The sequence below is a fragment of the Brassicibacter mesophilus genome (assembly GCF_050433385.1).
In the GTDB taxonomy this organism is placed as follows: Bacteria; Bacillota; Clostridia; order Tissierellales; family Proteiniboraceae; genus Brassicibacter; species Brassicibacter mesophilus.
The window spans coordinates 1-22,861 of the sequence record NZ_JBNPXI010000013.1 but is presented as its reverse complement, the minus strand read 5'-3'; the positions used below and the strand labels follow the sequence as shown (position 1 = coordinate 22,861).

Annotated in this window: 20 protein-coding genes, 1 pseudogene and 1 other annotated feature; of the genes and pseudogenes, 19 read left to right on the top strand and 2 right to left on the bottom strand. The window is 32.2% G+C overall.

The features are described from left to right. The first annotated feature begins 16 nt into the window (after positions 1-16). From HNR33_RS13565 to HNR33_RS13545, 5 genes and pseudogenes are all read left to right on the top strand, one after another. Entirely contained in the window at positions 17-1,180 is a 1,164-nt protein-coding gene (locus HNR33_RS13565) for an ADP-ribosylglycohydrolase family protein (protein ID WP_429084263.1), read from the top strand. Between the two features lie 9 nt (positions 1,181-1,189). Beyond that, on the top strand, positions 1,190-3,298 hold the full coding sequence (locus tag HNR33_RS13560; RefSeq protein WP_429084260.1) for an ADP-ribosylglycohydrolase family protein: 2,109 nt from the start codon (positions 1,190-1,192) through the stop codon (positions 3,296-3,298). A gap of 184 nt (positions 3,299-3,482) precedes the next feature. Continuing rightward, a complete protein-coding gene (locus HNR33_RS13555) occupies positions 3,483-4,847 on the top strand; it encodes a CCA tRNA nucleotidyltransferase (protein WP_429084257.1) in 1,365 nt (454 codons plus the stop codon). Continuing rightward, a complete protein-coding gene (locus HNR33_RS13550) occupies positions 4,840-6,009 on the top strand; it encodes a class I SAM-dependent methyltransferase (protein WP_429084254.1) in 1,170 nt (389 codons plus the stop codon). The genes HNR33_RS13555 and HNR33_RS13550 overlap by 8 nt, the downstream gene beginning before the upstream one ends. 486 nt (positions 6,010-6,495) lie before the next feature. After that, positions 6,496-7,068: pseudogene (locus HNR33_RS13545) on the top strand (peptide-methionine (S)-S-oxide reductase MsrA); the annotation flags it as partial. A gap of 44 nt (positions 7,069-7,112) precedes the next feature. On the opposite strand, the gene HNR33_RS13540 reads toward HNR33_RS13545, so the two are convergent. After that, a complete protein-coding gene (locus HNR33_RS13540) occupies positions 7,113-7,595 on the bottom strand; it encodes a hypothetical protein (RefSeq protein WP_429084252.1) in 483 nt (160 codons plus the stop codon). Between the two features lie 205 nt (positions 7,596-7,800). Here HNR33_RS13540 and HNR33_RS13535 point away from each other — a divergent pair, with 205 nt between their 5' ends. From HNR33_RS13535 to HNR33_RS13475, 13 genes are all read left to right on the top strand, one after another. Then, positions 7,801-8,022, top strand: a complete 222-nt coding sequence (locus HNR33_RS13535; protein WP_429084250.1) for a YdbC family protein — start codon at positions 7,801-7,803, stop codon at positions 8,020-8,022. Between the two features lie 48 nt (positions 8,023-8,070). Next, positions 8,071-8,526, top strand: coding sequence for a ribonuclease HI (gene rnhA, locus HNR33_RS13530; RefSeq protein ID WP_429084247.1), 456 nt, complete (start codon positions 8,071-8,073; stop codon positions 8,524-8,526). Positions 8,527-8,659: 133 nt separating this feature from the next. After that, complete coding sequence (locus tag HNR33_RS13525; protein ID WP_429084244.1) at positions 8,660-10,471, top strand: putative glycoside hydrolase; 1,812 nt, start codon at positions 8,660-8,662, stop codon at positions 10,469-10,471. 81 nt (positions 10,472-10,552) lie between these two features. Continuing rightward, positions 10,553-11,215 carry a DUF4397 domain-containing protein gene (locus tag HNR33_RS13520; RefSeq protein WP_429084242.1) on the top strand — a complete coding sequence of 221 codons (663 nt, stop codon included), beginning with the start codon at positions 10,553-10,555 and terminating at the stop codon, positions 11,213-11,215. Between the two features lie 156 nt (positions 11,216-11,371). After that, positions 11,372-12,259, top strand: a complete 888-nt coding sequence (locus HNR33_RS13515; RefSeq protein WP_429084240.1) for a DUF5685 family protein — start codon at positions 11,372-11,374, stop codon at positions 12,257-12,259. Continuing rightward, positions 12,243-12,860 carry a J domain-containing protein gene (locus HNR33_RS13510; protein WP_429084237.1) on the top strand — a complete coding sequence of 206 codons (618 nt, stop codon included), beginning with the start codon at positions 12,243-12,245 and terminating at the stop codon, positions 12,858-12,860. The genes HNR33_RS13515 and HNR33_RS13510 overlap by 17 nt, the downstream gene beginning before the upstream one ends. Positions 12,861-12,875: 15 nt before the next feature. After that, positions 12,876-13,400 carry a hypothetical protein gene (locus HNR33_RS13505; RefSeq protein ID WP_429084234.1) on the top strand — a complete coding sequence of 175 codons (525 nt, stop codon included), beginning with the start codon at positions 12,876-12,878 and terminating at the stop codon, positions 13,398-13,400. 157 nt (positions 13,401-13,557) lie between these two features. Beyond that, complete coding sequence (locus HNR33_RS13500; RefSeq protein ID WP_429084232.1) at positions 13,558-16,179, top strand: aminotransferase class III-fold pyridoxal phosphate-dependent enzyme; 2,622 nt, start codon at positions 13,558-13,560, stop codon at positions 16,177-16,179. 64 nt (positions 16,180-16,243) lie between these two features. After that, complete coding sequence (locus HNR33_RS13495) at positions 16,244-17,326, top strand: ComEC/Rec2 family competence protein (RefSeq protein ID WP_429084229.1); 1,083 nt, start codon at positions 16,244-16,246, stop codon at positions 17,324-17,326. Positions 17,327-17,339: 13 nt separating this feature from the next. Beyond that, on the top strand, positions 17,340-17,552 hold the full coding sequence (locus HNR33_RS13490; RefSeq protein ID WP_429084227.1) for a DUF3006 domain-containing protein: 213 nt from the start codon (positions 17,340-17,342) through the stop codon (positions 17,550-17,552). Between the two features lie 381 nt (positions 17,553-17,933). Continuing rightward, positions 17,934-18,764 carry a transporter substrate-binding domain-containing protein gene (locus HNR33_RS13485; RefSeq protein WP_429084225.1) on the top strand — a complete coding sequence of 277 codons (831 nt, stop codon included), beginning with the start codon at positions 17,934-17,936 and terminating at the stop codon, positions 18,762-18,764. Positions 18,765-18,829: 65 nt separating this feature from the next. Beyond that, entirely contained in the window at positions 18,830-19,495 is a 666-nt protein-coding gene (locus tag HNR33_RS13480; RefSeq protein WP_429084222.1) for an amino acid ABC transporter permease, read from the top strand. Continuing rightward, positions 19,479-20,201, top strand: coding sequence for an amino acid ABC transporter ATP-binding protein (locus HNR33_RS13475; RefSeq protein WP_429084220.1), 723 nt, complete (start codon positions 19,479-19,481; stop codon positions 20,199-20,201). The genes HNR33_RS13480 and HNR33_RS13475 overlap by 17 nt, the downstream gene beginning before the upstream one ends. 50 nt (positions 20,202-20,251) lie before the next feature. On the opposite strand, the gene HNR33_RS13470 is transcribed toward HNR33_RS13475, so the two are convergent. After that, on the bottom strand, positions 20,252-20,953 hold the full coding sequence (locus HNR33_RS13470) for a BON domain-containing protein (RefSeq protein WP_429084218.1): 702 nt from the start codon (positions 20,951-20,953) through the stop codon (positions 20,252-20,254). Between the two features lie 253 nt (positions 20,954-21,206). Here HNR33_RS13470 and HNR33_RS13465 point away from each other — a divergent pair, with 253 nt between their 5' ends. Continuing rightward, positions 21,207-22,370, top strand: a complete 1,164-nt coding sequence (locus tag HNR33_RS13465) for a CD0519/CD1768 family membrane protein (protein ID WP_429084216.1) — start codon at positions 21,207-21,209, stop codon at positions 22,368-22,370. A gap of 128 nt (positions 22,371-22,498) precedes the next feature. Then, positions 22,499-22,750 (top strand) — a binding site (T-box leader). Positions 22,751-22,861 lie beyond the last annotated feature (111 nt).

Genomic DNA, 22,861 nt, shown 5'->3' with positions numbered 1-22,861 from the left:
TGTAGGGGGAAAACAAATGATATCATTTCAGGAGCGAGTAAGAGGTGTTGTTTTTGGGACAGCTTATGGAGATGCTCTGGGAGCTCCAATAGAAAAGCTAAGCTACAACGAAATAAAAGAAAAATATGACAGAGTAGAGTCTATTGATACTAAATGGTATAAAGCAGATTGGCCTGCAGAAAAAAGGCTTCATAGAATGAGAGGATATGGGATTGTAACTGATGATACATTGATGACTATAGCATTAATGAATGTATATTCCCTAAAAAGAAGACATATAGATGCTTATGATTTTGCAGATGAATTTTTAAAAGAGATTGCTTTTAGATCGAGGTACATACCTGAATTCGGTAAAGAAGCTTTAATAATAGAACGACTTTTTTACCCTGATAAATATCCTTTTGTTCGTCATACACTAGCGAATTGTGAACCTAGAGAGGGTGGAATTGGAAATATGGTCAACTGTGGTGCTGCTATGTATATCGCACCAGTTGGGGTAGTGAATGCATGTAATCCTAAAGCTGCGTATGATGAAGCCATAGCTTTTGCTTCAGGTCATCAATGTAGTTATGGATTAGAAGCTGCAGGAGTATTGTCTGCTTGTATTGCTAAAGCATTTGAGCCTGGGGTTAAAGTAGAAGAAATAATTGAAACTGCATTAGAGTATGCCAAAGATGGAACTAAAAGAGCGATAGAAGATATTTGTAGTGTAGCATTAAAATTAAAGGGAGAAAGAGAAAATAAAGATATGGTAGTTAGTGAATTTCACAATATATTGCTTAAATATTCACCAATGGGAGATGACATTAATCGCAAAATTGAGAAGGTAGGCATTCCATCTAATCACTATACTCCAAGTAGATTATTTAGTATTGAAGAATTACCAATGGCTTTAGCCTATATTATATTGCATGATGGAAATTTTCATGATGCAATTATTGATGGAATCAATTCAGGAAGAGACACAGATTCAATTGGAGTGATGATAGGGGCCATACTTGGTGCAATGTGTGGATACAAGGTTATCTGTAATGAAAGCATTAACACTCTAGAGAACGTCAATAAGATGAACCTGTTAGAAAATGCTGATAGGTTTGCTGAAGTAGCAGAAGCAATAATAGAGAATGATATGATTCAGTGGAAAAGCAGAGAAAGACTATTGAATACAATGATTCTATAGGAGGACTTTATGAAAGTAATACAAAATGATTATTTAGAAAAAGTATATGCAGGGTTTTTAGGAATGAATATAGGTATTCGCTTAGGTGCTCCAGTTGAACCAACAGTATGGACTTATGAGAAAATAAAAGCTACTTATGGCGATATAACAGGATATGTTAAAAATTATAAAAATTTTGCGGCAGATGATGATGTAAATGGGCCGGTATTTTTTCTAAGAGCATTATATGATGATGCGAGAGATAGAGAACTAGAAGCTGAAGATGTAGGAAGAGCATGGTTAAATTATGCTAGAGAAGGTATAGGGATGTTCTGGTGGGGCGGCTATGGTATAAGTACAGAGCATACTGCATACTTAAATTTGAAGAATGGAATGCATGCTCCAAAGTCCGGGTCAGCTATCCAAAATGGTATTATATTAGCTGAACAGATAGGAGGGCAAATATTTATAGACACATGGGGGTTAGTATGGCCAAATAATGTTGAAAAAGCTGCTGAATATGGAGAGAAAGCTGCAAGTGTTTCTCATGATAAAAATGGAATCTATGGTGCTAGGTTTATGACTGCGTGTATTTCTAAAGCTTTTTCTACAGATGATGTGATTGAGATAGTTGAGGCAGGTTTATCTATGATACCTCTAGATTGCACATATTCAAAGGTTGTAAGAGCAGTAATTGATTTCTTTAAAGAGTATCCTGAAGATTTTAGAGCTTGCCAGAAATATCTTGAAGAAAACTGGGGATATGATAAATATCCTGGAGTATGTCATATAATTCCTAATGCAGGAGTGTGTATATTAGCATTACTATACGGCCATGGTGATTTGTCTCGTACCGTTGAAATAGCAACAATGTGCGGATGGGATACTGACTGCAATGCTGGAAATGTAGGAACTATTGTTGGTGTCGCACAAGGATTAAAAGGAATTAAAGATCATTATAGACAACCAATCAATGACTTAATTATTACATCTAGTATTTCTGGATATCTTAATATTCTAGATATTCCTTCATATGTTAAAGAACTTGCTTTACTTGGCTATAGGTTAGCAAAAGAGGAGCCTCCAAAGAATTTAGTAGATTCTTTTGTAGAGGGGGAACTCTATTTTGACTTTGAACTACCAGGTTCAACTCATAATTTCAGACTATCTGATACAAATAAGTTTAGGATGCAACACAGTGAAGAAATTTCATATAAAGGAAAAGGCTCCTTAGAAATATTATTTGACCGTATAACATATGGACAGTCAACAAAGATTTATTATAAGCCATTCTATAGGCGGTTTGATTTTGACGATGAAAGATACAAACCAACCTTTGCGCCAAAAGTATATTCTGGTCAGACTGTTAGCATGAAAGTATATTTAGATCAGTGGCAGGGTGGACAGCTTTCTATAGCACCTTATATTAGAAATACTTACACAAAAGAAGATATCGTACTACCATATCAAATATTAAAAATTGGTCAATGGAATCACATTCAATTTACTGTGCCATATACTGATGGGGCGATGATTGACGAGGTTGGAATTAAACTAGAAAGCTTTGCAAGTTTACAAGATAGAGCATTAGGAAGACTTTTCATCGATGAGTTTAGAATAAATGGGAAGTCAAAATATACGATTGATTTTTCTAAGCAATCAGAGGAATTTATGTGTGTAACTCCATTTTCCCACAATCATGGGGCATGGAATATAGAAGATGATAGGATGCATTGTATTTGTATAGATAGCTGTGAAGCATATACCGGGAATTATTTTTCAAAGGATGTAAATGTGAAAGCAATAGTAAACCCTCAAAATGGTTTTAGTCACAATATAGCATTTAGAGCACAGGGAGCTATGAGAGGATATCATGTAGGATTTAGTGGCAATAATGAAGTATCACTATTCATAAATAATTTTGGATTTAATGAAGTATTAAAAGTACCTTATTTATGGGAGCTCAATAGGGATTATGTATTTGAGATAAAAGTTAAAGGAAGTCATATAGATTTCTCTATAGATGGAAATAAAGTACTTGAATATGATGATGAAACATTTAAATACGGTATGCTTGGATTTAGTAAATTAGATACCGGAAGAACTTACTTTGGGAAGCTTGAAATTGAAGAATTATAACAAAGAAGAAGGATTAGTCTGTATAGGCTAATCCTTTTTTAGAATAAAGAAAATTGATATATTAATACTTTAAGCTAATGCATTATTTTCTAAATTGACAAAAAAGATATATATTATAAAATTAGATTAAATTGAAATAGAAATGTAAAATTGTAAGTAGTTTGTTTCTATAGGAGGAATATGTATGCTCATAACCTACCCTGCTGAAGTACAACAGATTTTAGACAGACTTGAGTTTTATGGTCATTCGGGATATATTGTTGGAGGATGTGTACGTGATGTAATACTAGGTAAAAAACCCTATGATTGGGATATTTGTACTAGTGCGCAACCAGAAGAATTACTTGAAATATTTGAAAGCTTCAAAACAATACTTACAGGCTTAGAACACGGAACAGTTACTATAGCAATAAACGGTCAAAATTTTGAAGTGACAACATATAGAATAGAAAAAGGATATTCAGATAATAGAAGACCTGATAAAGTAGAGTTTACGGATGATTTAATAGAAGATTTAAGTCGCAGGGATTTTACCATAAATGCTATGGCTCATAATTCAAGCAACGGGTTAATTGATCCGTTTAATGGTATTAACGATTTGGAAAACAAGCTAGTTGTGAGTGTTGGAAATCCTAAAATGAGATTCGAAGAGGACTCTTTAAGAATACTAAGGGGGGTAAGATTTGCATCACAGCTGGGTTTCGAAATACATGAAGATACATTTAATTCCATGAAACAATGTAGAGCTATGATACAAAATATAAGTCAAGAGCGGATTAGAGATGAGTTTATTAAAATCATTTTAGCTGATACTCCGTCATATGGTATAAAGTTGCTGGAAAAACTAGATATTATTGATATAATACTTCCAGAATTAAAAGCATGTATCGGGTTAAATCAAAAAAATCCTAATCATAGTAAAGATGTTTTTAAACATATTATGGCTGTAATGGATAATACTGAAAGCAACTTAGTTTTACGCCTCGCGGCTTTATTTCATGATATCGGTAAGCCTGAGTGCTTTTCAATAGATGAAAATGGCATAGGACATTTCTATAGACATCATATTATAAGTATGGAAATCGCTGAGATAATTTTAAAAAGGCTTAGATTTGATAATAGAACAATAGAAGGTGTTAAAATACTTGTTAAAGAACACATGTCTAGATATGATTTCCTGAGAAATAATAATATTAGAAAGTTTATAAGAAAGATAGGAACAAGCAATTTAGATAATTTATTTAAACTTCAAATAGCTGATATTAAAGGTTCTAAACCTCCGCATGATTTTAATAATATAATAAATCTTAGAGAAGAATGTGAAAGAGTAATAGCAGAAAAACAACCTTTATCAGTCAGAGACTTGGAGATAGACGGAAATGACATTATACGTTTAGGCTATAAACCAGGTAAAGAAATTGGAAAAATACTTAACTATTTACTAGAGCTAGTACTTGAGAATCCTGAATTAAACAAAAAAGAAACTTTGATACAATTAATTAGTAATAATTTGACATTTGCTTTTGATAAGGAGAGATTCGATGGATAATTTAAAAGAGCTTTTAGAAGATACAGTTATAGGTGAAAAACTAATTTATGGAGTAATAAGTAATCTTAGATCAAAAAACGCAATAGAATATACAAAAGTAACACTTAAACCTGTATTAATTAAAAATCAGAAACATATTCAGTTTACTTATGAATATAGTAATAAAGTTTTGCATAAAAACTTAAGTTTTGAAGAAGGAATAGACGAAACCACTGAGCTTTTAAACAGCTATTTCAAGCAGTGTGTATTATTTACCACAGAAGCTGATTATCAAATATTAATAAGCAAAAAGGGAAAGGTAACTATTCTTAAGAAAAAACCTACTAGAAGTAGTGTTGATTTAAGCCATAATAGAAAGAAAATCTATATTATTGAAGAGAATAGGCCATGTGATTTCTTAATAAGATTAGGAGTCATGAATGAAAGCGGCAAAGTATTTTCAAAAAAATATGATAAATTTAGGCAGATAAATAGGTTCTTGGAGATGGTTTCTGATACAGTGCCTAAGATTAAGGCTGAAGATACATTAAACATTATTGATTTTGGATGTGGAAAATCATATTTAACATTTGCTCTTTATTATTATCTAGTAAATATTGAGAAGATGAAAGTAAACATTGTGGGACTTGATTTAAAAGAAGACGTAATTAAGTTTTGTAACGAAGTAGCATCCGACTTAAGATATGATGGATTAAAATTTGTTCATGGTGATATTAGAAATTTTGAAGAATTTGATAGAGTGGATATGATGGTTACTTTACATGCTTGTGATACAGCAACGGATGCCGCTTTAGCTAAAGCAGTAAACTGGGATGCCAAGGTTATATTATCAGTGCCATGTTGCCAGCATGAGCTATTTAATAAAATACATAATGCTGTTATGGAGCCTATGGAGAAGCATGGAATAATAAAGGAGAGACTATCAGCTTTAATTACTGATAGTTTGAGAGCAAATGTACTTGAAATACTTGGGTATTCAACACAAATGCTTGAGTTTATTGATATGGAGCATACACCTAAAAACATACTTATTAGAGCTATTAAGACTGATAAAATTAATGAAGAAGCAATAGATCAATATAAGAAGTTTATCGAGTTTTGGAATATAGAGAAGCCATATATTGAATCAGCCATGGGAGAGAAATTAAAAAAAATCTTATAAACAGAAATGCGACTTTAATAAATCGCATTTCTGTTTATGGGGTTATTAAGATTTTATTAGTCAATGAAAGCGGAAATAACTCTATATAAGATCAATAAGTGGAATATTGAAAATATCTATGAGGAGATTACATCTCCAATACGCAGCCCGCTCTCATTGATAATTACATTTTAAATTTTCTGAATAAATTATAAATTTATTATATTATTTACAAAATCTTAAGTCAAATTGGAATTTTAAATACAAAAAAAATATATATAGAAAAAACTTATCATAAATATAATTATGGCTAAAAATGAATATAATTATTATTTATGCTATAAAATTATTTTAATGGGTATATTATTGATAGTCATAATTTTTCTTAAGAAAGGATAGAAGTTTATGAGTAGCATACACATGGAAAACATATATCCAGCTATAGATTTAAATATACCTAAAAGACTAGAAGAAGCTACATTTGCACTTGGTTGATTTTGGGGACCTGATGCCCGGTTCGGGCTAACTAAAGGGGTGTATAAGACCCGCGTTGGATACGCAGGCGGAACCAAGAAAAATCCAAATTATCATGATTTAGGCGACCATAGTGAAACAGTTCAAATAGAATATGATCCAAGTGAGATCACATACGGCGAATTGCTGAATATTTTTTGGAACAGTCATACCCCAGCAAATGAACCATGGGGCAGACAGTATATGTCAGTAATATTCTACCAAAATGATATTCAAAAAGGTTTGGCAATTAAATCTAAAAATGAACATGAAAAGAAAATAGGGAAAAAATTATATACTGAAATATTGCCTTTAACCAATTTTCATTTAGCTGAAACATATCATCAAAAATACTACTTACAATTAGCAAGAGAATTGGCGACTGAATTAAAAGACATATATCCCAAGGCAAATGACTTTATAAATTCAACGGCTACAGCACATATCAATGGATATATCAAAGGTTATGGATCAATGACTCAGCTTACAAGTGAAATAAAAAGATTAGGACTATCTGAAAAGGCTCAAAAAAGGCTAATTCAAATTGTAGATGGATATGGTAAATAAAAAAGGTGTCAAATAGCTTTTATGCTAATTTGGCACCACTCTATCTATTTAACTTTATTTATAGATTTTACTAGGATAACTGGTATATTATGCATATGCCCTTCATGAATTTCCTCTGTTGCTTTTATTTCTCCAGTAACTTCCACCCAATCAAAATCTGATATTCCTTCAGGAATACTGGTATTAGTAAAGTCTGCTGGGATATCAAATAGAAGTCTTTCGCCATTTTCAAATTCATAATCTATACCTACCGAGTAGCCATCCTCAAATTGAAAAAACTGTAGCTTTAGCGTTTCTGATTTTCCATCATATTTATTTATATTTTTATGCATATCAATTATTTTTAGAGCAGTCTCGTCGTCAACCATGTTTTCTATATTTATCTGCTCTCCGCTACTGTTATTATCATTGTAATTTTTAGTGTCTGGAAATATACTATACATTCCGAATGAAGTAATAATTAAAGCAATTACTATAGGGATTATGAGTATAGCTTTTTTAGTATTTATCTTTTTATTGGTTTTCATACGACCATCCTTTCAACTTAGCTATGTTATTATACTATAAAAATTATATTTAAATATGAATTTTTTTATATCAAAAATTCATATTGATGAACTATAACAATTATTTAATCTACTTTATAGTACCATATTATAGTATAATAGTGTATAGTAAGTAAATAGTATAGCATAATAACTAGAATAATAATAGTTAATGGGAGGGACTTTAATGGCTGAGATTAAGTTTGATGTAGTAAAAGAAATAGTAGTTCTTTCAGAATCAAATAAGGGCTGGACAAAAGAGCTTAATATGATTAGTTGGAATGGTAGAGAAGCTAAGCTAGATATAAGAGACTGGTCTCCAAATAAAGAAAAGATGGGAAAAGGTATAACATTATCAAAAGAAGAAACTAAAAGACTAAGAGATGCATTAAACGAGCTTGATCTTTAGGTACAACGCGTTGTATCTAAAAAATATATATTAGAATGGAGTATGTTAATGGAAAAAATAATAATATATACAGATGGAGCTTGTTCAGGGAATCAAAATAGTGAGAATATAGGTGGATATGGTGCTGTCCTAATGTATAAAGACAACAAAAAAGAAATATATGGTGGGGAAATAAATACTACAAATAATAGAATGGAGCTAAAGGCTTGCATTGAAGCATTAAAGATGCTTAAGAGAAATGATATTCCAATAGATGTTCATACAGATTCAGCTTATTTGTGCAATTGTATTAATCAAGAATGGTATAAAAAGTGGAGAAGCAATGGATGGAAAAATTCGAAGAAAGAGCCTGTAGAAAACAAAGAATTGTGGGTTGAACTATTAGATTTAGTTGAGAGATTTAGAAATATTAAGTTTATAAAAGTTAAAGGACACTCTGGAGTTGAGTATAATGAACTAGCAGATGCTTTAGCTAATAAAGGTATGAAAGATATAGGAAACTAAACTTAAATGTAATTAATTTGTAATATATAATGTCGAAAAAAACTGTAGAATAAAGATAAGGAAAGATATTTTATGCAGAAAACAGAATAAAGGTTGTATTGCCAAATATTATAAATGGAGGTCATAGTAATATATGAAAAAATCTCAAGTTTTTTTACTAGCTATTATCATGGTATTATCACTTTCAATGGTTTTAACAGGCTGTCAGATTTCAACAACAGCACCTTCATCAACAGATGACAATACTGTAAGTGCAGACAATAATGGGACAAGTAATAATGATCTAGAAGAAAAGGAAATGACTGAAGAAGAAAAAAAGGCTGAAATGCAAAAGAAAATTGAAGAGCACAATGCTTTGGAGGAAAAGAGGAAAGCAGAACTTGGAGAATTTTATGTGCCACTATTACCACTAGATAATCAAAGAGAAGTCGAGAAAGTAGAAGCAAAAGGTCTTTATGTAACCGGAAATATTGCAGGATTTCCTGTTGATAAAGCAAAAGTTGATTTATATGCACAGTATGTAAAAGCTCTTGGAGCAAGCGACAAAGCAAAGATAAACGAGCTTCAAGCTAAGGCAAATGAGGCAAATAGATTTGAAAAGATATTAGGTACTGCTATAGGAACAGAGATTAATTCACTTGTTATAGATGTAAAAGATGATGATGGATTGATGACGTATAAAAGTGATATTGAGATAGTTGATAAAGCAAATGCTAACAGAGCAGTTAGGATAAAGGATATCAATGCATTGTTACAAATGCTAGAAGAATATGATATATATCCAATAGCGAGAATAGTTACTTTTAAGGATAGAAACTTTGCAAATCATAGTCCTGACCACTCTATTCAATTAAAATCAGGTGGGGTTTGGAAGGATTATAAAGGTGTAGCGTGGGTTAATCCATTTGATGAGTACGTGTGGAATTATAATTTAGCAATAGCAAAAGAAGCTGCATTGCTTGGATTTAAGGAGATACAGTTTGACTACATCAGATTTCCTGATAGTGCTAAGTCATACAATCCAATAACAGAATTTCCAGGAAGAGATGGTAGAAATAAAGACCAGGCTGTAGAGCAGTACTTAGAATTTGTTAAAAAAGAGCTTGAATCATATAAAGTAAATATTGCAGCAGATGTTTTTGGAGTAATAACTAAGTCATGGGATGATAAGCCAGAAGATATTGGACAAACATGGAGAAAGATGGCTAAAAGTATAGAGTATATGTGTCCAATGGTTTACCCTAGCCATTATGGCGCAAACTGGTATGGTTATGCTGTACCTGATGCACATCCTTATGGAGTGCTAAGTGGTGCACTTAAAGAAGCAATCGAAAGAAATGCAGCACTAGAAAATCCACCTGTAATTAGGCCATGGATACAAGGCTTCAATGCAACTTGGGTTAAAGGACATATAAAATATGGCGTAAAGGAAATGAGAGATCAGATAAGAGCTGGAAAAGAGTTAGGTGTAAATGAATATTTAGTATGGAACCCAGGTAACGTGTATGATCCTTTAGCATTCTTCCCTTCAGAGGAAGAAAAGAGCATTGTCCCTCCTAGTGAAAGAGCTGACAAGGAGAGAGATGTGTTAGGTAGGACTCCAGATGAAGTGTTGAAAGATTTTATGAATGCTGAGAGAAATAAAATTTATTCTAAGATGTTTTTATTAACTCCTATTAAGAACAGAAGTAATGACTACGAGGTTTTTAAGTCAGAGATAGAGAAACTTAATAGCAAACTTATGAAGTATGAAATAAAAGAATACAAAACTATAGATGAAAATAATGCTGAAGTTATATTATCTTATGAATATAAAATTAAGAACGGAGAAACAGAGTTAAATGCCGCAAAAGAGCAGGATTCTTGGAAATTAACTAAGGAACATGGCGTATGGAAGGTTATAAGACCAGAAATCAAGCCAGATACAGAAAAAACTACTAATTAACAAAAAACAATTAACCCTTTCAGACCTACTGCATATAATGTAGTAGGTCGAAGTATTTATTAAATGAAAGGTGTTGATTTAATGAGCTACTATTGGACTTCTTATAACCCTTACAGCTACTATCCATATATTCCTGACCCACAACAGCAGGTATCATATGTTCGTGTTTTTCATGCCAGTCCAGATGCACCTGCAGTAGATGTTCTAGTGAATAACAGACCAGTAGCTACAGACTTAAAATACAAAGAATTCACAAATTATTTGCCATTTTATCCTGGAAGGTATAGTATAAAAGTATTTCCAGCAGGTAACAGAACTAATGCAGTTATTGATACAGAGGTAAATGTTCCTCCAGGAAGTATCTATACTTTGGCAGCAGTAGGCAAGCTAAACGAAATTAGTCTTTTACCGATTCTAGATCCGCGTATGCCTATACCATCCGGCAAGGTGTATATTAGATTCGGTCATTTATCACCGAATGCACCAAAAGTAGATGTAAGATTATCTGATGGTACAACGTTATTTAGAAATGTAGGGTTCAAGGAGGTAACTAGATATATACCTGTAGATCCAGGAACATACACGCTTGAAGTATTCCCTGCAGGTACTAACAGAAGAGTTTTATATGTTCCAAATGTAACATTAAAAGGGAACAGGTTCTATACAGTCTATGCAGTGGGATTGGCAGGAGGAAGACCACCTCTACAAGTATTAATACCACTTGATGGTAATTCGTATTTATAAGAATAAATGATTAAGCCTATGTGAAAAGAGTATTTCATATAGGCTTAATTTATTAAGATTTTATTAAGATACAATAGTTTGTTGCTATATTTAGTTTTTTAATTTAAAATTAATATATGTACTTTTTCATAATACTACTGGAAATGAGTGAATTATTTGTTTGGATATGTAATACCATATAAGAATGAGTTAAAGGTCAGAGAATATGATGTTTTTAAATCATATTATTGTGGACTTTGTAAAACATTAGGAAAAGAATTTAACCAAGCTGTTAGATTTGGCTTAAACTATGATCTTACTTTTCTAACAGTACTTTTATCTTCTTTAGATAGTAATAGAGATACATTTAAAAGAGAGGGCTGTATAGCTAATCCATTTAAGAAAAAGATGATTATGGATAAAAACAATGGACTGCTATATACATCGAATATCAGTATTATACTTATTTATTTTAAGTTAATAGATGATTGGCGAGATGAAAAGTCACTACTGTCAATATTATCAACTACAGCGTTTCTGTCTCCGATCAAAAAAGCAAAACGATTGTATCCTAAGAAGTATGATACTATAAAGGCATACCTCCAAAAACTTACAGAGCTTGAAAAAGCAAAATGTAATAAAATAGATGAAAGCGCAGATATGTTTGCAAAGCTTATGGAGGAGGTTGCTTCTGCACCATTTATTATTGATGAAACAACTGATAGAGTATTGAGATGGCTAGGATATAATTTAGGCAGATGGATATATATTTTAGATGCATTTAATGATATAGAACAAGATATCAAGAAGAACAACTATAATCCCATATTATTGCAATATGATTATAATGATAATGAAAGAATAGAAGATTTTAAGCAAAGAATAAAAGAACCTATAGAATTTTCACTTACTTATACACTCGATAATATGGCAAAAAGTTACGAATTGCTTGATATAAAACACAATAAAGGAATACTAGATAATATTATTTATATGGGAACTAGGTTTAAAATGGAACAGATACTTTATGAAAAGGAGGTAAAGAAACTTGAGAAATCCATATGAGGTCTTAGGGATCAGAGAAGGTGCAAATGAAGAAGAAATTAGAGTTGCTTATAAGAATCTGGTAAAGAAATATCATCCAGACCAATATGCTAATAATCCTCTTTCAGATTTAGCTGAAGAAAAGCTTAAGGAAATCAACGAGGCATATGACTATTTGACGAAAAATAAAGGAAATAATAATTATAGAGGTCAAAGCAGTAATAATCAGGCTAATCAGCAATATAATGATAATAGCTCAAATGTATTTATGCAAATCAGAAGTATGATTGAACGTGGCAACATCAGTCAAGCTGATCAAATGCTTGAATCAATTTCAAATAGGAACGCTGAGTGGAATTTCTTAAAAGGAATAATATTTCTAAGAAAAGGCTGGTATGACCAAGCATATCAATATATACAAGTGGCTGTTAATCTAAATCCAGCTAATGCAGAATATCGTTCAGCTTTAAATAATCTGTCATTTAGAAATAGAGCATATAGGGATGTTGGAGCTAATAGAGGATATAGAAACGATACATCGTTCTGTGAAGTCTGTCAGTGCTTAATATGTAGTGATTGCTGCTGTGAATGCATGGGAGGAGATTTAATTAGTTGTTGTTAGCAGGAGGAAATTAAGATGGATAAAGTAAACAAAAAATCAAAGAAAATTGCATTAGGTGGAATAGTGACATTATTTTCAGTTGCGTCTTTGTATCTATCATCTATAGTACCAACTAATAGATTGTTTTTTCTTGCGCTAAGCTCATTTTTTGTGTCTGTGGTCGTGATAGAGCATGGAAGTAAACATGCCTTACTTGTTTACTTATCATCTTCCATATTGAGTTTTATTATTGTACCAAATAAGCTTATTGTATTACCATACATAGCTTTCTTTGGATATTATGCTATTCTAAAAAGCCTAATTGAAAAAAGTAATAAAATATTTTTTGAATGGATAATGAAACTTTTAGCCTATAATTTGGCAATGTACATTGTATACTTATTGACTAGCAAAATGTTTTTTGATAGCATAACTATTAAGCTTCCGATATGGGTTGTTTTTATAATTATGGAGATAATTTTCATTTTGTATGATTATTGCTTTAGCTTAGCAATTCAGTATTATAATACTAAACTTAAAAATAAAATAAGAGTTAAGTAAATAAATATGAATTAATTGACTATACAATCAGCCCTAGCCAATCTAGGGCTTTTGTGTTTTTGACATTAGTCATAGAATTAATAAAATATTTAACTTGTACTTATAATAAACTACTATTTTTGGCTATCCTTAAAATAGTAATAAAGGAGGGTGTTTTATGAATACATTTAAGCAGTATGTTAATCCATACCTTGGCAATATGTTAGAAAGTATTAGAATGGATAAAAGCTTTGTAAAAGGGAAAGGCAGTTTTCTTTATGATGTTGACGGAGATAAATATTTAGATTTAATAGCAGCATATGGAGCTTTGCCTTTAGGATATAACCCAGATGAGATATGGGAAGCAATTTTAGATGTTCAAAAGGATGGGGAGCCTAGCTTTATACAACCATCTACACTTGATGCAGCAGGTGAATTAGCTGAGAAACTGATTAAAGTCACTCCTGAAGAATTAAGGTATGTGACTTTTACAAATAGTGGAGCTGAAACTGTTGAAGCAGCAATTAAGCTATGCCGATCATCCACAAAAAGAATGGGAATACTGTCAGCATATAATAGCTTTCATGGTAAAACCCTTGGAGCCTTATCAGCAACAGGGAAAAGCTATTATCAGTCTATTTTTGGTGCACCTGCAACTGGATTTAATTACATACCATATGGCGATACAGAATCACTACTGAAAGAGCTTAAAGAAAATCCAACTTATTATGCAGCATTAATAATTGAGCCTATTCAAGGAGAAGGTGGAATAGTAGCACCACCTAAAGGGTATTTAAAAGAAATAAAACAAATATGTGAAGAGTATGGAGTAAAGCTTGTATTAGATGAAATACAGACTGGACTAGGAAGAACAGGAAGATTATTTGCTTTTGAAGAAGAAGAAATGGTTCCTGACGTGCTATTATTGGCTAAAGCATTAGGTGGAGGTATTATTCCAATAGGTGCGTGTATATGTACTGAAGATGTATATAATGAAGAATTTGCTCAAAAACATTCTTCAACCTTTGCAGGAAATACACTGGCCTGCCGTGTAGGAATCAAGATTCTAGACATACTAACTAGAGACTCAAAAATACTAGACAACATTAATAAATGTGGAGATATACTAAAGAGTGGACTTTTAAATCTTAAAGAATCGTATCCAAATGTTATAAGAGAAGTTAGAGGAAGAGGATTAATGCTCGGCATAGACTTTGGGATAAACAAAAATACATTTCCAGGGAGCTTGTTGGGTGTTATGGCAGAGCAAGAATTACTGACTCCAATCATATCAAGCTATCTTCTAAATGTGGAAAAAGTACGAGTTGCACCTACACTCAATGGCAACACAGTTATTAGGATTGAACCGGCTTTAAATATATCTGAGAATGAATGTAATATAGCTTTAGAAAGTATTGACAATATGCTAAAGGTATTAAGTAAAGGAAATACTGCTAAGCTACTATCGTATTTAATAGATGTACCTATTGATAATAATCATGATATTACTACAAAAGAAAAAGCTCAAGATACTGCTTGCATAGAGAATAGTGATAGTAGATTTGCTTTTCTGATTCATCCATTGGATTTAAAGAATTATTCTGACTATGATCAAAGTTTATCCTGCTTCTCAGTGGAACAACTTAAAGAACTTACTGAAAAGTGGAGTGAAATGGTTGAACCGTTTGTAGTATCAGACACCATTGTAACTTCTGAGTGCGGAAACAAGACTTACGGAGAGTTTATAGTTGTACCTCGTACTGCAGATGAACTTGTTAGAATGCCAAGAGAAGAAGCAATAATTCAGCTAAAAAAAGCCTTGAAAATTGCAAAGGATAGGGGCGCAAAAATAGTTGGATTAGGCGCATATACTTCAGTTGTGTCTGGTGGAGGACTACATCTAAAAGACGAGGGAATTCCCCTCACCACAGGAAATAGCTATACCGTTGTTTCCGCTGTAGATGCTGTTACACAAGCATTAATAAAGCTAGGTGAAAAGCCACAGCAATCGACAGCTGCTATTGTAGGAGCTACAGGTTCTATAGGATTTGGTGCTTCTGTACTTTTATCAGAAAAAGTGTCTAGACTAATACTTATAGGTAACCCAAATAATAAAGAGTCTAGTATTAGAAGATTACATAAGGTAGCTGCGAATATATACAAGCATTTAGCTATTTTATTAAAGAATAATGTTATATTTGAACCTGGTAGCATAGGGTATTTATTATCAGAATCTTATGACCTTCCTCATTTTGATGCTTCACTTGAAGAGTTTGTGGATTTTGCAATAGAGCTTGATAAAAATAATGGGCCAATACAGGCTACAACAGATATTGATGAAATGCTAGTTCATGCTGATGTAGTAATAAGTGCTACGAGCAGTGTTGGAAAGTTTATTGACGCTAATGGGTTAAAGCCTGGTGCGATAGTTTGTGACATGTCAAGACCAAGAAATGTAAGTGAGGATGTAGAGTTACTTAGACCGGATGTATTAGTAATTGACGGTGGAATCGTAGAAGTACCTGGTAGACCTGAACTTGGGATTAATCTAGGGTTTGATAAAGGACTAGCATATGCATGCATGTCTGAGACAATTATGTTAGCATTAGAAGAACATTATGAGCATACTAGTGTAGGTGCTTCGGGTATATCTATTGACAGTATTCTCTATACTAAGAAATTGGGTGAAAAGCATGGGTTTAAATTGGCTGATTTCAGAAGCTTTGACAAACCTATAGATGACGAAAAATGGGAGAATGCTAAGAAAGCTAGAGAAAATAATTTATCATTATTGGCATAGGGTATAAATTATATAGATATATATTCTATAGAACATAATATTTGAACGTAAGGAGTGTATATTTATGATACGCAAAAATGGACATAGCATAACATTGCTGATTATATTAATTATTAGTATCTCATTGATAGCTGGATGTTCAGCAGGAACGGTTACGCAAGGTAGTACTCAAGATAATAATATAAATAACGATGGAGAGTTAATAGTACACTTTATAGATGTAGGGCAGGCGGATAGTATTTTAATACAGCTTCCAAGTGGAGAAATAGCTTTGATAGATGGTGGCAATCGTGATGATAGTGAATTAATAATCGAGTATTTGGAGAAACATAATGTAAGTAGAATCAATTATCTGCTAGCTACTCATCCTCATGAGGATCATATTGGAGGGTTACCTGAAGTTGTAAAGAGCTTTCAAATTGACAATGTATATATGCCAAACAAGTCTGCTACTACTAAAATATTTGAATCATTTATAACTGAGCTTAAAGCCAAAGGTTTAAAAGCTACAATGGCAAAGGGTGGATTAGATATAATAGATAGCAATGACCTTAAGTTTACTATCTTGGCTCCAAATTCAGAGAAGTATTCTGAGACAAATGAATATTCAATAGTGTGTAAACTAGTGTATAAGGATAGATCTTTTATCTTTACTGGAGATGCAGAAGGCGTATCCGAAAAAGAAATGATTGGCAAAGGACTTGATCTATCAGCAGATGTATTGAAAGTAGGTCATCATGGTGGGAGGACATCTTCAACAGAAGAATTTCTAGATTGTGTAGACCCTAAACTTGCAGTCATATCTGTAGCAGCAGAAAATGATTATGGGCACCCACACCAAGAGACAATAAATAGATTAGAAGAAAGAAATATATCAATAATGAAGACAAGCGAATCAGGCACTATAGTAATATCAACTGATGGGCAAAATATTAATAATCAAGGTGTAGTCGTTCCTGATAATGTTCAATTAGATGAACAGAACAATGAAGAGGATAAAGAAATAATTATTGGAAATAAGAATACAAAGGTATATCATGTAAAATCATGTAATAGCCTACCAAAGGCCGAGAATCAAATAATTTTCAATTCTAAAGAAGATGCTGAAAAAGCTGGATATAGGCCAGATAGCAGATGTGTAAAATAATAGAGGTGAAAATATGAGAGGAATAATAGATAGGTTTGAAGGAGATTTTGCTGTAGTTGAGTTAGAGAACAATGATATGATAAATATTGAGAAATCTAAGCTACCAAAAGACGCTTATGAAGGAACTGTTTTAATAATTAATGAAGATAGTATTCTAATTGACGAATATGAGACAGAAGAAAGAAAAAAGAAAGCAGATGAACTGATAAACGATATATTTAAGTAAGTGCTTTTTAAGAGGCTATATCATACAACATGCTATGATATAGCCTCTTTTATAATACATATAAAGTTGAAATATGTACTTCAGTAAAATGTGTATCAAAAAAACATATGATTATACCGTATAATTATACACAAAAACATAAATATGCATACTTCTATTAGATAAAATAACTGAAGTATTAAGATAAAGGCATTAATTACTCATAAATTGCATAGTTATCAGAAAATTATGGGCATAATATTTATTCAGTAAATGTAAGGCAGATCACATAATTACTAATATAATCCAAAAAAATTTTTTAAAAAAGTATTGAAAAAATATGCAAAAAGATGTATCATTATTTAAGTTGACAAAAGACAACCTTGAAGGGGGATATTAATTATGATGAAAAAAAGATTTATTAGTGTTGTTGCAATAATATTAGTACTTACAATGTCTATTGCATTTACTGGATGTTCAAATAGCTCAGAAGAAAATGCTGCTGAGACAAAACTAGAAAAAATAAAAAAATCAGGGAAAATTATTCTTGGAACAAGTGCTGATTATCCACCATATGAATTCCATAAAGAAGTAAATGGAAAAGATGAGATCGTTGGATTTGATATATCTGTAGCTAAAGAAATTGCTGAGGATTTAGGAGTAGAGCTTGAAATTAAAGACATGGAGTTTAGAGGCCTATTAGCTGCACTAAAGACTGATAAAGTTGATTTTGTTATTGCAGGAATGACACCAGATGCCGAAAGAATGAAGGAAGTTGATTTTTCAGATATATATTATAGAGCTGAACATGCTGCAGCTGTTAGAGTTGAAGATAAGGATAAATATATAACTGTGAGTGATCTAGAAGGTAAAACTATCGGAGTTCAAAAAGGAGCTATACAAGAAGATATAGCAAAAAACCAGATAGAGTCCCCACAAATAAAAGCTTTAGGAAAAGTATCTGACCTTATGCTTCAGCTTAAGAATAGCAAGGTTGACGCTGTTGTTGTAGAAGATGCAGTAGGTAAGGCTTATGTAGAAAGCAATAAAGAGTTATTTTTAACAGACATCAGATTTACAGACGAAGAGGGTGGCTCTGCTGTTGCAGTAAACAAAGGAAATGAAGAACTGCTTAATGTGATCAATAAAACAATTGAAAGATTACAAAAAGATAATTTAATTGAAAAATTTGTTATAGAAGCTAATGAAATGGTTGAAAATGAGCAAGAATAAATGATAAGATAGTGGAATAACTTCCACTATCTTATGCAATTATTTACAGCTAGGAGGTTATGTTATTGGATTTTACTTTTTTGAGTAGATATTATATGTTTTTTTTAATCGGAGCAAGGAATACAGTAATGATTGCATTTTTTTCTGTTTTTTTTGGCGTTGCATTAGGAGTAATTTTAGCTCTTATGAAAATATCAAAGAACCGAAACATAATAAGTATTATATTAAAGGCTATTGCCACAGCATATATTGAGTTCATGAGGGGAACACCATTGTTAGTTCAGTTATATATAATTTACTTTGGATTACCTTTTAATCTACCAGATGTTCCTGCAGGGATTATTGCACTGTCATTGAACAGTGCAGCGTATGTAGCTGAGATAATAAGAGCCGGTATAATAGCTGTAGATCATGGGCAAATGGAAGCTGCTAGGTCATTAGGAATGAGTCACTCGATGGCTATGAGATATATAGTAATACCACAGGCATTCAAAAATATATTACCAGTACTTGGGAATGAATTTATTACTGTAATTAAAGAATCTTCAATCGTATCAGTTATTGGTGTACCTGAGCTTATGTATAATGCTGATACAGTGCGAGGAAATACATTTAAACCATTTGAGCCATTAATTGTGGCTGCAGTATTGTATTTCATTCTTACATTTACTTTATCAAAGGTAGTTGGATATGCTGAAGGGAGGATGAAGGCTAGTGATAGAAGTATATGATTTAAATAAAAAATTTGGAGAGCTGCATGTACTTAAAGGAGTTAACTCACATATAAGCAAGGGTGAAGTTGTAGTTGTAATTGGACCTAGTGGATCGGGGAAAAGTACCTTTTTGAGATGTCTAAATTTATTAGAACAGCCTACTAGTGGGAAAATAATCTTTGAAGGAACTTCAATAACAAGTAAAGAAAATAATATAGATAAGCTAAGACAAAAAATGGGCATGGTTTTCCAACAGTTTAACCTATTTCCCCATATGACAGTTCTTGACAACATTACTTTAGCACCTATTAAGCTTAAAGGACTTTCAAAAGATGAAGCAGAAAAGATAGCATACAAACTTTTAAGAAGGATAGGTTTAGAAGATAAAGCAAAAACTTATCCGAATCAGTTGTCTGGAGGTCAGAAGCAAAGAATAGCTATAGCAAGAGCATTAGCTATGTCACCTGATGTAATGCTTTTTGATGAACCAACATCAGCTTTAGACCCAGAAATGGTAGGTGAAGTTTTAGAAGTAATGAAAGACTTGGCAAAAGAAGGAATGACAATGATAGTTGTAACTCATGAAATGGGTTTTGCAAAAGAAGTAGGAGACAGGGTTTTATTTATGGATGAAGGAAAAATAGTCGAAGAAGGAACGCCAGAAGAGATTTTCATCAATCCTCAAAATCCTAGAACAAAGAGCTTTTTAGCAAAAGTTCTTTAATATTTTAGCCCATCAATATTATTTGATGGGCTTTATAGTAAGTTTCTTTTTCATTGTTTACTTTCATTATTCTTTCGAAGACTTATCATGTTTCTTACCTTTTTTACACCTAATGTACTCATAGATATTTCTTTTGCTAGTTCTGATTCATATCTATTATTAGCATATCCCATTAAAGTTACAATCCCATTCTTAACATCTGTTACAATGTCTTTAGCACGAATACGCTCACTTTCATTGAGTTGTTGCTGTATTGAATTGTTAATAGTTATGTCGTCAATTGCATCTGCTGTGACTACTTTAGTGTTATTTACTACATCTTTTATGCCTCTAGTTTGAGCAGAGAGATTCATTGCTATATGCGCATCTTTTAGTGTATCGACTTCGCCAACTAGATTTGCAACTCCGTCATTAACCTGGACACCTACACCTACAATCCTATTAGCATCTTTTGATTCACTTAACTTATCGATAATTTCTTTTTCCATATGCTTATCTGTAATATTACTATCGACACCTATAGTAATACTATTTTCCACTTTTCTAACACTATCTACACTTCTAGCTACTTTTTCAGCATATTGCTTTTCTGATAGCACATCAACAAAGCCAGAAAGCTGTACTGAGCCATCTCTGCAGCTCACATTAATATCCATTGAAGAAGCTTGCATTTTTTCTTCTAATTGATCTTTAATGTAATCTACTAATAACTCGTCTTTAGTTAAATTTTTCTTCTTGTTTTTTATATCCATATAATAACACCTCGCAAAATCTATTTATTAGTAGTCTTTGTCATTTGAAAAAATATTATGAAACATTATATAGGTAGATTTTGAAATAATTAATGAAAGTGCCTAAAAATTTAGAAAAAAGAGAATGTTAAAAAAATGACAAAAATTAATTAAATTATCTTAATTTTTTATAGCTTGTTTTTCAGTTGCTTATGCTGTTTACAATCTAGTATAATATGTATGACTGGAATACTACCTTCGAAGGGGTGTTAAAATGCAAAATCTGCTTTTAAGAAAAAACAAGAAAACGATTCCATACCTTGATACTATAATCTTTATTGGTCTCATATCCTTATTTTTTGGATATCTAGGGTCAATGATGGGTATCAGAAATATGTTTTCTTCAATTATGGAGACAGCATATAAGTTATTAGTAGATACAGTATTGTATATTATGGCAATCGCAGTATTGGCTGGGGCTTTTGGAAAACTAGCTATGGAGTTTGGTGTTGTTAATCTACTTAACAAGATATTTTCTCCACTAATGAAACCTCTTTATAACATGCCTGGAGTTGCTTTTTTAGGTATCATAACTACTTATTTATCTGATAATCCAGCAATAATTTCACTAGCTAAAGATGAAAACTATATAAGCTATTTTAAAAAACATGAGGTGCCTTGTTTATGTAATTTGGGCACTGCTTTTGGTATGGGACTTATAGTTACCACATTTATGATAGGGTTAGGATATTTTCGAGAAGCAGTTGTAGGAAATATTGGAGCGCTTATAGGAAGTATAGTTAGTGTAAGAATTATGGCTTATCGAACAAAAAAAGTACTTGGAGAACAAATAATTCAAAGTCATTCTAGTAAATCAGATCAAGAACTAGCTAGTACTTTAGTAGAGCATAGTGAAGGTAGTTTTTTTGAAAGATTTTTAACAGCTTTTTTAGAAGGTGGAAAGCTGGGAGTAGACATTGGTCTTAGTATAATCCCTGGTGTTCTTGTAATATGCACAATAATTATGCTTTTGACATTTGGTCCAGCAGACCCAAGTATTGGATATCAAGGATTGGCATTTGAAGGAGTAGAGCTTCTTCCTAAAATTGGTCAATGGTTTTCTCCTATTCTAAAACCGTTATTTGGATTCCAAAATCCTCAAGCTATTGCATTTCCAATAACAGCATTAGGTGCTGTTGGCGCTGCTCTCAGCTTAATACCTAAATTTTTACAAACAGGACTTATAGGCGGAAATGAGATTGCAGTATTTACGGCTATGGGAATGTGCTGGAGCGGTTTTTTAAGTACACATGTAGCCATGTTAGATTCATTAGGACATAGAAAACTAATTTCAAAGGCTATAGGGAGTCATGTAATTGGAGGAATTGTGGCAGGTATTAGTGCGCATTATATTTTACTGCTAATTAATTTGTTATAAAATAATAAAGCATACTTTGTGCAAATAAAATATAATTTGCATAATAATAAAAAAATATTTATAAAAATGTTGACTGATCTATTCAATCGATGTATAATATATAAAAATATATTTTACAACTTTTTATATTAAAAACTGTGATTAGAAGAGTAGATTTAGGTAATTGTTCAAGAGAGTCGGCGATGGTGAGAGTCCGATACAAAGCCTATTTTGAAGAACATCTATGAGTTTCTAACCGAAATCTTTTGAAAGTAGGCTTAGACGGAGCCAAACCGTTATTAAATGGACAGTATCGAGAATATACTCTGTACTGGTTTTGAGTGAGCTATTTATTAGCTAATTAGGGTGGTACCGCGGAAGATAAGCCTTTCGTCCTTGTTTTTGGACGAAAGGTTTTTTTATTATGGGCTTTAGCCTGTTGAGCTCGCGAAGCGTGCGAAACAATAAACCACCTGCTATGCGGGTGCGCGACAGAAGTTATACAAAAAAAT

What these genes read in the sequence shown, in the direction of transcription:
- HNR33_RS13565 (WP_429084263.1), top strand. Translation starts at nt 17, where the DNA reads ATGATATCATTTCAGGAGCGAGTAAGAGGTGTTGTTTTTGGGACAGCT.
- HNR33_RS13560 (WP_429084260.1), top strand. Translation starts at nt 1,190, where the DNA reads ATGAAAGTAATACAAAATGATTATTTAGAAAAAGTATATGCAGGGTTT.
- HNR33_RS13555 (WP_429084257.1), top strand. Translation starts at nt 3,483, where the DNA reads ATGCTCATAACCTACCCTGCTGAAGTACAACAGATTTTAGACAGACTT.
- HNR33_RS13550 (WP_429084254.1), top strand. Translation starts at nt 4,840, where the DNA reads ATGGATAATTTAAAAGAGCTTTTAGAAGATACAGTTATAGGTGAAAAA.
- HNR33_RS13540 (WP_429084252.1), bottom strand. Translation starts at nt 7,595, where the DNA reads ATGAAAACCAATAAAAAGATAAATACTAAAAAAGCTATACTCATAATC.
- HNR33_RS13535 (WP_429084250.1), top strand. Translation starts at nt 7,801, where the DNA reads ATGGCTGAGATTAAGTTTGATGTAGTAAAAGAAATAGTAGTTCTTTCA.
- rnhA (WP_429084247.1), top strand. Translation starts at nt 8,071, where the DNA reads ATGGAAAAAATAATAATATATACAGATGGAGCTTGTTCAGGGAATCAA.
- HNR33_RS13525 (WP_429084244.1), top strand. Translation starts at nt 8,660, where the DNA reads ATGAAAAAATCTCAAGTTTTTTTACTAGCTATTATCATGGTATTATCA.
- HNR33_RS13520 (WP_429084242.1), top strand. Translation starts at nt 10,553, where the DNA reads ATGAGCTACTATTGGACTTCTTATAACCCTTACAGCTACTATCCATAT.
- HNR33_RS13505 (WP_429084234.1), top strand. Translation starts at nt 12,876, where the DNA reads ATGGATAAAGTAAACAAAAAATCAAAGAAAATTGCATTAGGTGGAATA.
- HNR33_RS13500 (WP_429084232.1), top strand. Translation starts at nt 13,558, where the DNA reads ATGAATACATTTAAGCAGTATGTTAATCCATACCTTGGCAATATGTTA.
- HNR33_RS13495 (WP_429084229.1), top strand. Translation starts at nt 16,244, where the DNA reads ATGATACGCAAAAATGGACATAGCATAACATTGCTGATTATATTAATT.
- HNR33_RS13490 (WP_429084227.1), top strand. Translation starts at nt 17,340, where the DNA reads ATGAGAGGAATAATAGATAGGTTTGAAGGAGATTTTGCTGTAGTTGAG.
- HNR33_RS13485 (WP_429084225.1), top strand. Translation starts at nt 17,934, where the DNA reads ATGATGAAAAAAAGATTTATTAGTGTTGTTGCAATAATATTAGTACTT.
- HNR33_RS13470 (WP_429084218.1), bottom strand. Translation starts at nt 20,953, where the DNA reads ATGGATATAAAAAACAAGAAGAAAAATTTAACTAAAGACGAGTTATTA.
- HNR33_RS13465 (WP_429084216.1), top strand. Translation starts at nt 21,207, where the DNA reads ATGCAAAATCTGCTTTTAAGAAAAAACAAGAAAACGATTCCATACCTT.